Below are 14960 nucleotides of genomic sequence, written 5' to 3' on the forward strand. Positions count from 1 at the left end.
GGCCCGCCCGCCGAGCACACCGGGCAGGGCACGAGCCGCTGCCCCCAGGACACGACGCGGCCCCACGGGCCGCTGGGGGAGCCGGCATGAGCACGAGCATCTGGTCCGATCTGATGTCCAGCGCGCTCGTCGGCACCGACCGGCGCAGGCTCGTGCTGCCCGGCACGGACGGCCCACTGGCCGCGGTGCTGTCGCCGCTCGGCACGGAGCTGGACCCCGACGGGCTGCTGAGCGCGGCGGCCGCGGTGACCGTGGCCCGCCGCGCGGGGCAGGCCGCCGCCCGGCCGCAACGCCCCGAAGCCGCCCCCGCCGAAACCCTGCCATACGCGCCGGCCGCCGCGCAGCAGCGGCTCGCGGCGCTGCTGTCCGGCGGGGACGCCGAACTGGACCGGTCCACGAACCGGGAACTGGCCGGTGAATGGCTGCGGGTGGCTGCCGGACGCGGGCTGCTGGCCGGACCGGCGATCCTGGTCGCGCTGCTGGACCTGGGCAGCTCCGACTCGTCGGTACGCGCCACGGTGCGAGCCGTCGGCGGAACACGGCTCGGCTGGCTGGCCCTGCAGGGGCCCGGCCGCTGGGCGTGGGCCGTGCAGCAGGAGGAGACGGCGCAGCCGTCCGACTGGGACACCGGCCGGCTCGCCGACCGGGTCCGCTACCTCGGCGAGCTGCGCGCCCGCGACGCCGCCGCGGGGCGGGACCTGCTGCTGGCGGCGTGGCCGCAGGAGAAGGCGTCCGACCTGGCCGCGCTGCTCGCCGCGTGCGACGCCGGGCTCGGGCCCGACGACGAGCCGTGGCTGGAGAAGGCCCTCGACGACCGGCGGGCGCAGGTCCGCGAGGTAGCGGCGCGGCTGCTCGGTGCGCTGCCGGGCTCGGCGTACCGGCAGCGCATGGCCGACCGGGCGCTGGCCTGCGTGCACGTCGCGGCCCGGCGGCTGGTCGCGACGCCGCCCACCGAGTGCGACGACGCGATGCGCCGCGACGGCATCACCTCCAAAGCGCAGCAGGGCACCGGCGAGCGCACCCAATGGCTGCGCCAGATCATCGAGTACGCGCCGCTGGACTGCTGGACCGCCTACGACGAGACACCCGCCGGGCTGCTCAGCCGCAAGTTCGACGACACCTGGGGCGCGGTGTTCCGGGCCGGCCTGGTCCGCGCCGCGATCACGCAACGCGACTCGGCCTGGGCCGCTGTGCTGATCCACGACGGGCTCGGCCTGCGGGACATGAACGAGTTGCGGGAACTCGCCGCGATCATGCCCGAACCGGACCTGGCCGAGCTGATCGCGGCGCAGCTGCGCCGCAAGGTCGACGCGGCGGTGCGGCTGCTCGACGTGCTGCCGCAGCCGTGGACCCCGCCGGTCGCCGAGGCCGTGCTGGAGTGCCTGGCCGACGACGAGCGCCGCCGCTCCGGCTGGTGGCAGCTGCTGCGCCACGCCGAATGGGGCTTCGACCCGGCGTACGCGCCGCGGGCCCGCGCCCTGCACGACTCCGTTCCGATCCCGGACCAGCAACTGCTGGGCCGCTTCACCACGATGCTGCAGATCCGCCACGACATCCACCAGGAGCTTGCATGACCGCCACCATCGACGCCACGCCCACGGTGCTGCGCCCGCACGCCGAGCAGCTCTACGCCGCGGAGCTGGAGCAGCTGGCCGCGGCCGACGACCTGCCCCGCCCGCCCGGCTGGCGGATGTCCCCGCAGGCCGTGGTGACGTACCTGCTCGGCAACGGCAAGGACGTCAGCGCCAAGTACATCGGACCGCGGCGGCTGATGGAGGTGGCCGTGGCGACGCTGGCCACCGACCGGGCGCTGCTGCTGCTCGGCGTGCCCGGCACCGCCAAGACGTGGGTGTCGGAGCACCTGGCCGCGGCGATCAGCGGCGACTCGACACTGCTCGTGCAGGGCACCGCCGGCACGCCCGAGGAGGCGATGCGCTACGGCTGGAACTACGCCCGGCTGCTGGCCGAGGGCCCGACCGCCGCTGCGGTGGTGGCCAGCCCGGTGATGCGCGCGATGCGCACCGGCACGATCGCCCGCATCGAAGAGCTGACCCGGGTGCCCTCCGACGTGCAGGACACCCTGCTGACCATCCTGTCGGAGAAGACCCTGCCGGTGCCGGAGCTCGGCGAGGAGGTGCAGGCGGTCAAGGGCTTCAACGTCATCGCGACCGCCAACGACCGCGACCGGGGCGTCAACGAGCTGTCCAGCGCGCTGCGGCGGCGGTTCAACACGGTGGTGCTGCCGGTGCCGGGCACCGTCGAGGAAGAGGTCGAGATCGTCGCGCAGCGGGTCGCGTCGCTGGGCCGGGCCCTGGAACTGCCCGAGGTGCCGGACGCGATCACCGAGATCCGCCGGGTGGTGACCGTGTTCCGGGAGCTGCGCGAAGGACTGACCGCCGACGGGCGTACCAAGCTGAAGAGCCCCAGCGGCACCCTGTCCACCGCCGAGGCGATCTCGGTGATGACCAGCGGCATGGCCCTGGCCTCGCACTTCGGCGACGGCACGGTCCGGGCCGCCGACGTCGCCGCGGGCATCCGCGGCGCGGTCGTGCGCGACTCCGTCTCCGACGCCGTCGTGTGGCGGGAGTACCTGGAGACCGTGGCGCGCGAGCGCGACGGCTGGAAGGACTTCTACCGCGCGGCCCGGGAGGCGGAGTGAGCACCGACCGGGTGCACGTCTTCGGCGTACGCCACCACGGCCCGGGTTCGGCCCGTGCCCTGGTGCGGGCGCTGGACGAGCTGAAGCCCGACATCATCCTGGTGGAGGGGCCGCCCGAAGCGGACGGACTGGTGGCGCTGGCCGCCGACGAGCGGCTCGAACCGCCGGTGGCGCTGCTGGCGTATCCGACGAACGCGGCCAAGGGCGAGCATGCGCGTACCGCGTCGTTCTGGCCCTTCGCGGTCTTCTCCCCGGAGTGGCAGGCGCTGCGCTGGGCCGTCACCCACGACGTGCCGCTGCGCTTCTGCGACCTGCCCGCCGGCCACCGCTTCGCCGCCCGCGCGGTCGAACCGGCCGGTCCCCTGGACGGGACCGGCCCGGTGGACCCGACTGCCGCGCAAGCGCCGCCCACCGGCACGGAAGCCGGCACCGCTCAGGAACCGGTGGTCGGGCTCGCCGCGCCTGCCGGACCGGACGCCGGCGCCGAGCCTGACGACGGCGCGCCTGCGGGCGCGACTCCTGACAGCGCCGAGGACGAGCTGCGGGTCGACCCGATCGCGGGCCTGGCCCATGCGGCCGGGTACGACGACCCGGAGCGCTGGTGGGAGGACGTGATCGAGCACCGGCGCGATGTGCCGCCGTTCGCGGCCGTGGCCGAGGCGATGGCGGCGGTCCGCGAGGCCGCCCCGGCGATCACCGAGGACCTGGTGCGCGAGGCGCACATGCGCCAGGTCCTGCGCGCCGCCCTGAAAGAAGGACACCAGCGCATCGCCGTGGTCTGCGGCGCATGGCACGTGCCCGCGCTGACCGGCGACCTGCCGCCCGCCAAGGCAGACACGGCCCTGCTCAAGGGCCTGCCGAGCACCCCGGCGACGGTCACCTGGGTGCCGTGGACGCACGGGCGGCTCGCGTCGTGGAGCGGCTACGGCGCGGGCGTCACCGCGCCCGGCTGGTACCACCACCTGTTCACCGCCGAGGACGCCCCGGTCGAGCGCTGGCTCGTCGCCGTCGCCGGGGTGCTGCGCGACGAGGACCTGCCGGTCTCCAGCGCGCACGTGATCGAGTCGGCGCGGCTGGCCGACACCCTCGCCGTGCTGCGGGGACGGCCGCTGCCGGGCCTGGCCGAGGTCACCGAGGCGACCAGGGCGGTGCTCTGCGAGGGCGACGACACCCGCCTGGAACTCGTGCAGCGCAGGGTCGTGGTGGGGGAGCGGCTGGGCGCCGTACCCCCGGACGCCCCAGCGGTGCCGCTGGCCCGCGACCTCGACGCGACCGCCCGCCGCCTGAAACTCGCCCAGCAGGCCCTGGTCAGCGACCACGACCTCGACCTGCGCAAACCCAACGACCTGGACCGCAGCCGGCTGCTGCACCGGCTGCGCCTGCTCGGCGTCGGCTGGGGCACCCCGGTGCAGCGCAAGTCCGGCAAGGGCACCTTCTGGGAGTCCTGGCAGCTGCAATGGCACCCGGAGTACGCGGTCGACCTCGTCGCCGCCAGCGCCTACGGCACCACCGTGGAGCGGGCCGCCACCGCGAAGGTCGTCGAGACCTGCGCCGACGCCGACCTGCCGACACTGACCGGGCTGCTGGAGTCGTGCCTGCTCGCGCAGCTGCCCGACGCGCAGCCCGCGGTGCTGCGCACCCTGTCCGACCGGGCCGCGCTCGACACCGACGTCGCGCAGCTGATGGCGGCCGTCCCGGCGCTGGCCCGCTCGCTGCGCTACGGCGACGTACGCGCCACCAGCACCGACGCGCTTGCCGAGGTGCTGACGGGTCTGGTCACCCGGATCCGGCTGGGCCTGCCCGGCGCGCTCACCGGCCTCGACGACGACGCGGCCCGCGCGATGCGCGAACATCTCGACGCCACGCACGAGGCGCTGAACCTGCTCGCCGACCGGCTGCCGCTGCGGGAGGAGTGGCTGGACACGTTGCACAGGCTCGTCGACCGGTCGGACCTGCCCGGCCTGCTCGCCGGGCGGCTGCTGCGGCTGCTGCGCGACGCGGGCGCCCTCGACGCCGATGCTGCCGAGCTGCGGCTGGCCCGGGCGCTGACCGTCGGCGTGCCGCCGGTGACCGCCGCCGGGTACGTCGAAGGCTTCCTGTCCGGCGGCGGGCTGCTGCTGGTGCACGACGAGGCGCTGCTGACGCTGACCGACCGATGGCTGGCCGGGCTGGCCCCGGACGTGTTCACGGCGGTGCTGCCGCTGCTGCGGCGTACCTTCGCCGCGTTCGCGGCCCCGGAACGACGTGCGGTCGGCGAGCAGGTCCGACGCCTCGGCACCGGTGGTCCGCGACCGAAGTCTGATGTGGACGAACTCGGCGAGCTGGACCCGGCGCGGGTCGCGCGGGTGCTGCCGACGCTGGAACTGCTGCTGGCAGCGGGAAGGGGAGCACGGTGAGCGACGACGAGCGGATGCGCCGGTGGCGGCTGGTCCTCGGCGGCGAGGGCGCCGAGGGCACCGGAGTGACGCTGGCCGGGGTGGACAAGGGCATGGACGAGGCCCTGGCCGCGCTCTACCGCGACGGCGGCGGCGACGGCGGATCCGGGCGCAGCGCCGGGCTGGGCGGCTCCGCGCCGAAGGTCGCCCGCTGGCTCGGCGACATCAGGCAGTACTTCCCGTCCACGGTGGTGCAGGTGATGCAGGCCGACGCGATCGAGCGGCTCAACCTGACCCGGCTGCTGGTCGAACCGGAGATGCTGGAGGCCGTCGAACCCGACGTGCACCTGGTCGGCACGCTGCTGTCGCTGAACAAGGTGATGCCCGACAAGGCCCGCACCACCGCGCGGATGGTCGTCGCGAAGGTCGTCAAAGAGCTGGAACGTCGCGTCGCGCAGCGCACCCGGGCCGCGATCACCGGCGCGGTCAACCGGGCCGCCCGGATCAACCGCCCGCGCCACCGCGACATCGACTGGAACCGCACCATCCGCGCCAACCTCAAGCACTACCAGGCCGAACACCGCACCGTGGTGCCGGAGCGGCTGATCGGCTACGGCCGGCAGACCCGGTCCGTGCAGCGCGACGTGGTGCTGTGCGTGGACCAGTCCGGTTCGATGGCGGCGTCGGTGGTCTACTCCGGAGTCTTCGCTGCGGTGCTCGCGTCGATGAAATGCCTGCGTACGTCGCTTGTCGTGTTCGACACGGCGGTCGTCGACCTCACCGACGAGCTGCACGACCCGGTCGAGGTGCTGTTCGGCACGCAGCTGGGCGGCGGCACCGACATCAACCGGGCCATCGCGTACTGCCAGGGGCTGATCACCCGGCCCCGGGACAGCATCTTCATCCTCATCAGCGACCTGTATGAGGGCGGGGTGCGCGCCGAGATGCTGCGCCGCGTCGCCACCATGAAGGCCGCCGGGGTGCAGGTGATCGTCCTGCTCGCACTGTCCGATGAAGGACAGCCGGCGTACGACCACAGCAACGCCTCGGCACTGGCGGCGATGGGGGTTCCGTCCTTCGCGTGCACACCGGACGCATTCCCGGAGCTGATGGCGGCGGCGATCGAACGCCGGGAGCTCCAGCCGATCATCGAGAAGATGGGCCGCTGAGCCACGGATCAGCCACAACGCACGGACCCGGCCGCGCTGACCTGGGGAGGTTGACGGGCGCGGCCGGATCACACTGATCACACCGCTTGCCGGGCGTCCGGTCAAGTCCTCCGGACGTACGGGCCGCGCTGTCCGGAGCGCTCGGCCGCCACGCTCACCGGTGGTTTCGGCCCTGCGTCCGGCATGTTTCGGTGCGGTCAATGGGTGCTGACGTAGCTCCACGCCTGACTGACCACGTTGACGCCGAAGCTGTAACGCAGGGTGGTGATGAGCACCGCGGCCACGAACACCAGCCCGGCCAGGCCGATCAGCACGCGGACCAGCAGCGACTGGCGTTTGACCCACTCGGTCCAGCCGCGCACCTTGTCCTTGGTGAACTGCAGCAGGTGGCGCGCCCACACGAACTCGATCGCCCAGATCGCGAGACCGCCGATCACGATCAGCCAGCCCGGCCCCGGCAGAGGGATCAGCAGGATGCCGATCGCCACCACCACCGCCCCGAGCACCCCGATGATCACCTTGAGCGCGGCTGCCCCGGTCGGATTAGCCCGAACGGCCTGATGCGCTATCCGTGCCCGGTCCCGCCAGGTGCTGGAGCCCCGAGGAAAGTCCGGTTTGTCGCTCATCTCCACACCCTTGTCAGCCATGTCGTCAGGGTCGCGGAATCACCCGTCACCAACCCCGATGACTGGACGTTACCGGAGTGTGTCGACGGTCTTGGCCGGCATCGCACTATCAGCAATACCGGGCAAAAGCACGGCATCTTACTCCCTGTAGGTGGGTCCGTGCCCGCGTAATCCTCGATCTTCCCGCTATCGGGTGAGATCGAACGATGACGGAGCGTATAGGGGAGGGTCACCTTGAGTATGGGAGAGGCGGGGCGGTCAAGCTCCGCCGCAGTGCCGGGGGGAGTACGTCCATGAGTGCTATCCGTCCTACGACCGTCGAGGTCGAGACATCGTTGCGGCTGGTCGCGCCCGACGCGACCTCGCTTCCGGTGCGGGCGAGTCTTCGCTACGACCCGGTCGACCCGTACGCGGTGCATGTGCTCTTCCATGCCGAGTCCGCCGGCGGCGAGGCGGTGAGCTGGTCGTTCGCCCGAGAACTGCTGGTCACCGGACTCGACGAACCGGCCGGCATCGGCGACGTGCGGGTCTGGCCCTGGGCCACCCCGCGCGGAGACTTCGTCGCGCTCGCCCTGTCGTCGCCCGACGGCAACGCGCTCTTCGAGGTCCCACGAAGCGTCCTCGTACGCTTCCTGCGCCGCACCTACGTCGTGGTACCCCGCGGTCGCGAGACCGACCACCTCGACGTCGACGCGGCGGTCAACCGACTGCTCGCCGGACGATGATCAACTGCTGACCAGCGACGGTCAGCAGGATGATCACTCCCTTGAGCTAGGCGAACTCCGGCCGGACACCCGGTCAGCACTCCGACGAGGTGCTCGTGATGAGCACCTCGTCTCGTGCTGTCTGGGGTGTTTGTCCGGTGCGCCACGCCGGAGGGGTACCGAGATGCGCTGGGCGCCGGGGGTGCTGTAGAGTTCCTTTTCGTTGCGGGCGATTGGCGCAGCGGGAGCGCGCTTCCTTCACACGGAAGAGGTCACTGGTTCGATCCCAGTATCGCCCACCGATATTTGCAGGGAAGAAGCTCGCTAGCGATCAACGCTAGCGAGCTTCTTCTATTGTCGGTGGGCAATCTGCTCCACAATTGCCCCACGTCAATGACTCAAGCTCGGCTTGGTCGCGCGTGGCGTCAGGTGCTGCAACCGGGCGCGGCCGGCCCCATCACACCGGGTACTTGGCACAATGCGGTCATGGAGCATTCCCACGTAGCTCTGCCTGAGCCTGAATATCTGGCCCGCATCGGTGAGGTGGCCTTACCGCAAGTTCGATCGAGTGGACGATCCTTGGCGACCTCCACCGGCTCGCCACCGACCTGCCACCCGAACTGACGCTCGCCGCCCTGGAGCCGATGATGACCGCGGGCATTGCCACATCAGTGAGGACGGCGGCCAAGTCGCTCCCGCAGGGTGCGATGAAGGACTACCTAACCGCGGTCTACCGCGGCCTGTTCATTGTCGCTGAGATCCGCAGCGATGTTCTGCACGCCCGTCCGGCGACCCATCCGGACGGCCAGCGACTCAACCGTGCCGAAGTCGTACAACGGGCCATCACCGGCAACCGTTTCTGGATCGACGACCGATGGCTGGACGCGAAGATTGCGCGGATGAACGAGGTGATCGCAGATATCAACGCAGTCCGCCCGCCGCTGCGGTGATCTCCGAAGTCGCGACCAGATGGCTGAGCGCTGCCCGTGCCGCTTATGTTGCCAAGTGGCACAACGCGGCGGCCTGCCGCAGACGGGTCTGCGCGACCGCGCCGGGGATGCCGTGGCCGCCGGTCTCGCGGGCGGTAGGGCTCGCGGCCGGGGGCGGTCAGGCGGCCAGCCGGAGCACCGTGTCCGGTGGCTCGTGCAGCCGGTGCTTGCAGCGCTTCCTAGACGGTGCGAACTCCTCCCGCAGATTCGTCGACGCCGTCGCCGCCCTGATCTCGGGCCTCACCATCACCTGGTGAACGCCCCGAGCAGTTCATCGCGCGACCTCAGCGATTGCGCACAAGATCGTAAGTCATGGAGTGGCACTTTTTGGTAGATCAACATGCACAGCGACGAAGCCCGTCACCAAGTCCAGCAGCACGACGATGTCGGGCGTGCCCAGTAGCAGCGCTACCAGCACCGCCGCCGAGATCGGCACCGGCGTGGCAGCCGTGGTCGCCGTGGTCATGCGCGCGGCCATTCGGGTGTTCCTGGCCCACCTGGTCCCGCGCAGGCGGGCGCTGATCGGCCAGATCGCTGACCGCGAGCGGCGCGGCCGAACTGGCGTTAGACCACCGAAGTTCGGCCGCGTCGGGACAGCTCGACACCGGCCCCGGCGGCCGCGGCGATGCCCAGGTCCGGCCACCCGACCGCCGCGCATCACGATCCTTGCGCCAAAGCCTTGCCGAGCAGCGTGATCAGCAGCGTCGTCGAACCGGTCACCGCCACGACCGCGTCGCGGCGCAGTCCCTGCCACGGCGGGGGTCTGCGCCAGCTCGGGGCTGGACCGGCAGCGCTGGCGTGGGCTCAGCGGTCCTCGGCCGCGGCCCCTGTCGAGACCGGGTGCAGCATCGCCGAGGTGTTCTGCCGCGCCCCGGCCCGCTCGCGCACCAGCTCCAGCGCTCGGCCGACGTCAGCGCCACTATCAGCTCGGACCCCCGCCAGCGGCCTGGTAGGTGAGGTCATCCGGAACTCCCTGCGTGCGGCAGCGCTGAAGGGTGCCGTTCGTACATGAGTTCGACTAGCGAATCAGGCCGCGGGGCTGGTCGACGCGAGAACGGCACCTCGCCGGTTCGAGATTCCGACCGCCCGCGTTACACCCGAGGCGGCCGGGCTGGGTCGCTCAGCTGGGCCAAGCGCTTGAGGTGCGGAGCGGCGAGGTAGCCGCCGCCCGTGAGTAGCGCCGCTGCCCAGCCGAGATTGGCCCACCAGAGAACGTCACCCGTGTCGATCACGAAGAACCCGACAGTGGCCTTCGCCTCGCCCACGAGCACGGCGGCCACTGCTGTGCGCCGGTAGCGGCGTACCAGTCCGCGCAGCGTGTCGATCTGCGCTGCGGCGTCAGGTCGCGAAGCGCCAGGGCGGGGATTCCGCGGCGGTACGCTGTTCGGCGGCTTCCTGGACATGTTGTGCTCCTAGGGGTTTGTCATCTGAGAAGCAGTGCGCCAGGCTCTAGCTCAACCACGCGGCACAAACCCACGGCGGCGAGGTGACGGCAACGTCACCGAAAAAAGTTCGCCAGAGCCGTGGGCTACCTCCGAACTGCCGAGATACCAGGGAGCGTGGCTGCTTCGGGGAGCAGCACGCGCGCCAGACACGATCGAGTTGATTTGATCTACAACTCAGCATGGCGCGCGGTCACAGTGGCGAATCCCGATCAACGATCGGCCCTGATGCGGCTGGCCTGCGCAACCTCCTGGCCGCACCCGGGTACCCCCTCAGCGCAGGAAGGACAGGACCATCCACCCGCGACCGGCCGATCGCATCGCCGCACCCCATAAGCGGCTCGCGGTGGTTGCTGTCCGTGCGTGCGTCCATGTGCCGGCCGGCTCGCGATGACGGAGGACTTCGAGGTTCCCGCCGATGAAGAGGCGGTGCCCGTCTTTGTCGATTACCTCCAACTGGACGACGACCTGCAACAGGTCGAGGCGGTTGTCGGCAGCATCGACCGTGCGGCCAAACTCAGTTCGGAAGTCGAAGACCGGCTGCTTGCTGACCAACTGCTGCTACGGCGGCTGTTCGCCGCAGGTCTGCAGGGCCCCGAGTACGACGCCTTCATCGTCGAACTCACCAGATACGGGCTGGCGGTGATGACCGCGTGGGCGCTAGACGGCTCCGCGTTCGTGCGGGCCTTTAAAGTCGGCCGCCCAGTGGCCGTCGAACACCGGCCACTGGCTGGACGAACCCACCGCGACGACGCTCTGGCGATCGCAGATCTAACGGTCACCCTCGGTTTGCAACTGTTCGACAAGGTCGTGCTGCGCGAACGGACCTGGTGCCCAGATCGTGGTGCCAGCATTAAGACGTACTTCATCGGCGGTTGCCTGCTGAAACTGAGCAACGCCTGCCGGATGTGGCGGGCGGACACGCCGATGTGCGAGATCCCCACCGGGGAGGCCCTGCACGTTCCCGGGCCGCGTCAGCAGAGCGACCCCCAGAACATCGCCGTCCTCCGTGAGATGATCATGCAAGTGCTTGGTTCCGAGCCACCTCGCATCGCGAAGATGTTGGCCCTGGCGGCCGAGGGCTACACCCACCGGGAGATTGCCGAGGCACTGGGTGGCGGGATAAGTGAACGCGGCGTAGAGGGCGAGCTCTACCGGGCGAGGCGGCGTGCTCGACTGGTATTGAAGGGAGGTGACAGCGATGCAGACCATGCTCGTCTGCGTTAGTTCGCCGGCCGCGGCGAGCGCGATTTCCGCGGTTGCGGACCGTCTGAATGTGGCCCCCGCCGTCCGCACAGCGGTCACCCAGGAAGAGGCCTTGGCTTGGCTCGGCGAGCATCCCGCTGACATCGTTCTGGCCGAAGTGACGTTGGCTCGCCACCCAGACATTGCGACGTTCGTTCGGAAAGTGCTTGCGCTAGTGCCCTACGCCACAGTGATCTTCTTCGGCGAGGAGGAACCGGAGGCTGCGCGGGCGGCGATCCGCGCGGGTGCCCGTGGGGTCATCGGCGCACCCGGTGAAACGGTCGCGACGGCAGCCAAGTCGATAATCTTGTTGGTGCTGGCCAAGGCTCCTCACAGTGCCGCCGATCGACGGACGCCCGCCATGGCCGTTGCCGCCGGCTCGACTGTGGGAGCTCGGGCGACTCTAATCCCCGGCCCGCGGTCCATCCCTCCTCGGGAACCTCTAGCGCAACGAATGTCGGGCCAGGAACTTCCGGGTCACGCACCTCCCGCTGTGGACGTCCTCGATCGCGCGAGACTGCAGGAGTTCTGGCGGCTGATCGAGGCGTCCTCGCTTGGAGCGGACGGTGCCCAGCAGTTGCGTGAACTTGTCGACCCAACGCGCTCCGCACTGGTTGCCTCCCAAGCTGGGCTCCGTGAGGGCTCGGCTGCCGGGTATCTACTCGGTGAGTTCGTTCAGATGTGCCAGTCCAGCCTCTATCCGGAGCGGTCGGGATCGGTTCACATCCAGACTCTATTCGACCTGCTGCGGCAAGCTGGCCGTCAAAGTGAGGCCGCCGAGCTGCGGATGCTTGCCATCGCAGAGGGCTTCGCTGTGGAGGCAGAACCTCGTGCTCTGAGGATGAGGCCCGCGCGTTCAGTCACCCTCACCGAGCGAGAGCTGCAGGTCCTTCGGGGGATGGCTGACGGGATGAGCAACGCCGAGATCGGCGCAGCCCTCTTCGTGAGCGAGGACACGGTGAAGACGCACGTGCGCCGGCTGTTTCGCAAGCTTGGTGCTCGGGATCGGGCACATGCTGTTGCGACTGGATTCCGGGCCGGTCTGATCTTCTGATCGGCGCAGAAACCAGATTCGGTAGAGGCATTTAATCTTCCGGATCTTCCCAGTCGTCGGTAAATCAAAGGGACAGCAGCGCTGCTGGCAAGTCCCGCTCGGTAAGCGGACGCCCGCCCACCCTCGGGGCGATTGCGCTACATGTGCCTGCTGCCCAAGCCACCTTGCTATTCACTCAGGAGAAGCCCTGGGAGGCGGCGGTGATCATAGGGGCCAAACTAAAGAAGATCATCGAGATAGCTGCTGTGCAACATTGCCAGCGGATCTCGGAAGTGGATGCTCGAAGGAGGATCACTGATCAGCAGCAAGTATGGGGCGTGTAACGTCGCTGTGTTGTGACCGCCCTTACGCCATCACAATTCACCGAGTATTTGTCGAGGATGCGCGACAGGTTCGGCAGCGAGCCAGCAGGGGAGATATCGAGCACCCAGCGAACTAGCCTAGATGGCGGCTGCTCCGACGGCGGCTTGCGCGGGCGGCGCGCCATCGGAGACGCTGGGCCCTGTTAGCTCGTGAACCATCCGTCGACCTCGGCTACCTTGGCCAGCGGTGGAAGATCAGACAGTCCTGCGGAGGCTGTCTCGGCGGCGGCTCTGACGATGTCTGTCGGCCACAGTTCCGGCTCCGTGAGGATCGTCTGCGCCTCGGTGCGTGACATCTTCTTTAGCCTGATGCGGCCGGACAGCATGTTCGCTCCGAACGCTTATCTGCTCGTCGGGGTATCACCTGGCGGGATCGGCGGCGTCACGGCGGTCGATCCACAGCTGCCGGTGGAGATCCGGGTTGCGGAAGGCGACGCCGTCCGCTGGACGCCCGAGTACGTGACGGTCGAGCAACGCCAGGTGCTCGTCGTCATCGTGGACCCGCCCCGTGCCGGCGATCCGATCCACGTCCTACGTAGACAGTTCGACAAGTTCCAGGCCGGACGGTCTTCGTGCGCAACACGGGCAGGACCGACCCTGCTACCCCCGCCGATTTCGACATGCTCCAGGCGCGTCTACTGGAGCGGGTGCCGGGAGTCCCGTTGGAGCTCGTGGCGCAGTCGACCACCGTCGAGGTAGCCGCCGACCGGTCACCGCGTCAGAGCGGTGGACGGATCAGCAGAGGCGGGACGCCAGAGGAGCGCGGGCGGCTGGCGGTCTGGGGGCGGTTGGCGGTGGGCCATCCCGCCCACCGCCAACCCAAACGGTTGCCTACGCCGAACCTGGTCCCGCCTGCATCTCGTTGACGGGTGGTGACCGGCGTGTCAGCCCTCTTATCGCAGTGTCAGCAGTACGGCCAACTGTTGGTCCAGCGATGTGAGGCCAAGTAAACCCCGTCGCTGATGCCCGAGATGAACGACATCTTGCTGCCTTGGGCAATGCAATCCCAAATAGCGTTGGAGGGGTAGTTGGTGTTCTTGTACAGCATCACTCCCAAAAAGGAGGTGCTCTGCCCGCGGTTGTAGATGGACTTAACCTTGTTGTACCCCGACCACGAACAGGTAACCGGAGCGTTCATCCAGTCGTTGTCCGCGTTCGCCCAGTTGCAACGGGAGCCCGTGCCGTCATACCCGCTCCAGACGCAGAGATCGCCGACAGGGCAGTCCCAGGCCGCTAGGGCCGTAGTGCGGGCGGTCGTAGCGTTGGCGGCCGCTGAGGTTCCGGTCAAGAGCAGAATCACCGCTGACAGAATGACCGCAATCCGACGGGAAGTGTTTCCTGTACTCAAAGTTTTCCTCCTGATTGATAGGGGCGCTGCGACCCGGGGTGGACGTCGCTGTCCGGTGTCTTTCTGATGTGCCCGTGGCCGAGGTAGTGCATCAGCTCGACCACGAGCGATGCCTCCAAAGCGCGTTGGCCGGTGATCGTCGTCAACGCGCTGGAGCCACCGAGCTGATTGGCGGCCAGGATCGACCGCCGAACCGGGCACGCCGGTGTTCGCGCTACGGTGCGGTGACCGCGTCGGCGACGGCGGAGATATGAGCCGTAGCGCGGCGAGCCGGCTCACCGACGTGCTCTGCGACGCGGGGCCGCTGCCTGGAACGGGGCGCAAGCGGGCCAGTCAGTCGCGATACGCAGCCAGGCCGGCCGGGCTGACTGCGTATCTACGGGCTGCCGGTCTAGGCATCCGACCTCAACCCCTCACGGGATGTCGATGGATTGCTTCAGGCGCCAGGAGAAGAGAACGGTGCCGCGACGGTCAGCAGAGCTTCGTGGATCCGTACCCAGAGAGGTGATAGTCGGAGACCCAGCCGAAGTATCCGCCGTAATGGACAGCCGTCCAGGTGGCGACGCCGTTGACCGAGTCGCCGTACCGGAAGCAGTTCATGGGAAGCCAGGCACCCCATGGCGGTCGGACGAGGATGCTGCAATTGTGACCGGGTCCGGTCCGCATCGCAGGGCCGGTGTAGCCGCTGACCGCGTTGATAACCTGCGACGACGCTGCGTCGTAGTCGGGCGCGGGCGGCCCGCATGTCACTGACGCAGACGCAGGTGAGGCGGTGGCGACCAAACCGCCGACGATGGCCAGCAGGACAGCCGCGAGCCCGACTCCGATCCTTTGCGGGACTTTACGCATGAGAGCTCCTAAGTTGGATGGATATCGTCTTCGGGGTGAAGGTGGCTACGCCGACGACTGCGGCGAGCACGACGAGGGTGGATCGATCAGCGGTAGACGTTTCGAGACCTCCTTTTTCGGGCTGGCCGAGGCCTTGGC

At 69.4% G+C, this 14960-nt stretch carries 13 protein-coding genes and 1 tRNA gene; 9 read left to right on the plus strand and 5 right to left on the minus strand.

What is annotated here, in order from left to right; genetic code table 11:
• Positions 1 to 86 precede the first annotated feature (86 nt).
• Genes F6W97_RS40875 through F6W97_RS23080 form a run of 4 tightly spaced genes read left to right on the plus strand, consistent with a single transcriptional unit; the run spans position 87 to position 6203 of the window.
• Positions 87 to 1574 (plus strand): DUF5691 domain-containing protein, encoded by a 1488-nt coding sequence (locus tag F6W97_RS40875; protein WP_230686889.1) that lies wholly within the window; start codon positions 87 to 89, stop codon positions 1572 to 1574.
• Positions 1571 to 2659 (plus strand): ATP-binding protein, encoded by a 1089-nt coding sequence (locus tag F6W97_RS23070; protein WP_230686890.1) that lies wholly within the window; start codon positions 1571 to 1573, stop codon positions 2657 to 2659. Before F6W97_RS40875 ends, F6W97_RS23070 begins: the two co-directional genes overlap by 4 nt.
• Positions 2656 to 5055: a DUF5682 family protein gene (locus F6W97_RS23075; RefSeq protein ID WP_230686891.1), complete on the plus strand. Its 2400-nt coding sequence runs from the start codon at positions 2656 to 2658 to the stop codon at positions 5053 to 5055. The genes F6W97_RS23070 and F6W97_RS23075 overlap by 4 nt, the downstream gene beginning before the upstream one ends.
• On the plus strand, positions 5052 to 6203 hold the full coding sequence (locus F6W97_RS23080; protein ID WP_155372491.1) for a VWA domain-containing protein: 1152 nt from the start codon (positions 5052 to 5054) through the stop codon (positions 6201 to 6203). Before F6W97_RS23075 ends, F6W97_RS23080 begins: the two co-directional genes overlap by 4 nt.
• 197 nt (positions 6204 to 6400) lie before the next feature.
• Here F6W97_RS23080 and F6W97_RS23085 read toward each other — a convergent pair whose 3' ends face one another.
• On the minus strand, positions 6401 to 6850 hold the full coding sequence (locus F6W97_RS23085) for a TIGR02611 family protein (protein WP_155372492.1): 450 nt from the start codon (positions 6848 to 6850) through the stop codon (positions 6401 to 6403).
• Positions 6851 to 7122: 272 nt separating this feature from the next.
• Between F6W97_RS23085 and F6W97_RS23090 the strand changes: the two genes are divergently transcribed.
• The 3 genes from F6W97_RS23090 to F6W97_RS23100 all read left to right on the plus strand — a co-directional run bounded on the left by F6W97_RS23090 (position 7123) and on the right by F6W97_RS23100 (position 8483).
• The gene (locus F6W97_RS23090; RefSeq protein WP_120318938.1) at positions 7123 to 7554 is read left to right on the plus strand and encodes an SsgA family sporulation/cell division regulator; all 432 of its coding nucleotides are present in this window, start codon (positions 7123 to 7125) and stop codon (positions 7552 to 7554) included.
• Positions 7555 to 7760: 206 nt separating this feature from the next.
• Positions 7761 to 7832, plus strand: a tRNA-Val gene (locus F6W97_RS23095).
• Positions 7833 to 8180: 348 nt separating this feature from the next.
• Positions 8181 to 8483 (plus strand): hypothetical protein, encoded by a 303-nt coding sequence (locus F6W97_RS23100; RefSeq protein ID WP_155372493.1) that lies wholly within the window; start codon positions 8181 to 8183, stop codon positions 8481 to 8483.
• Between the two features lie 349 nt (positions 8484 to 8832).
• On the opposite strand, the gene F6W97_RS23105 is transcribed toward F6W97_RS23100, so the two are convergent.
• The 3 genes from F6W97_RS23105 to F6W97_RS23115 form a co-directional block, all read right to left on the minus strand.
• The gene (locus tag F6W97_RS23105; protein WP_155372494.1) at positions 8833 to 9000 is read right to left on the minus strand and encodes a hypothetical protein; all 168 of its coding nucleotides are present in this window, start codon (positions 8998 to 9000) and stop codon (positions 8833 to 8835) included.
• 326 nt (positions 9001 to 9326) lie between these two features.
• Entirely contained in the window at positions 9327 to 9485 is a 159-nt protein-coding gene (locus F6W97_RS23110) for a hypothetical protein (RefSeq protein WP_155372495.1), read from the minus strand.
• Between the two features lie 128 nt (positions 9486 to 9613).
• On the minus strand, positions 9614 to 9925 hold the full coding sequence (locus tag F6W97_RS23115) for a hypothetical protein (protein WP_155372496.1): 312 nt from the start codon (positions 9923 to 9925) through the stop codon (positions 9614 to 9616).
• 429 nt (positions 9926 to 10354) lie between these two features.
• On the opposite strand from F6W97_RS23115, the gene F6W97_RS23120 reads away from it, so the two are divergent.
• The gene (locus F6W97_RS23120; protein WP_155372497.1) at positions 10355 to 11191 is read left to right on the plus strand and encodes a helix-turn-helix domain-containing protein; all 837 of its coding nucleotides are present in this window, start codon (positions 10355 to 10357) and stop codon (positions 11189 to 11191) included.
• A complete protein-coding gene (locus F6W97_RS41435) occupies positions 11166 to 12263 on the plus strand; it encodes a helix-turn-helix transcriptional regulator (protein WP_330164982.1) in 1098 nt (365 codons plus the stop codon). Before F6W97_RS23120 ends, F6W97_RS41435 begins: the two co-directional genes overlap by 26 nt.
• Before the next feature lie 1266 nt (positions 12264 to 13529).
• Here the strand turns inward: F6W97_RS41435 and F6W97_RS40220 are convergent.
• A complete protein-coding gene (locus tag F6W97_RS40220; RefSeq protein WP_196279279.1) occupies positions 13530 to 13925 on the minus strand; it encodes a peptidase inhibitor family I36 protein in 396 nt (131 codons plus the stop codon).
• Positions 13926 to 14960: the final 1035 nt, after the last annotated feature.

This window comes from Catellatospora vulcania (assembly GCF_009720385.1).
GTDB classification, from domain to species: domain Bacteria; phylum Actinomycetota; class Actinomycetes; order Mycobacteriales; family Micromonosporaceae; genus Catellatospora; species Catellatospora vulcania.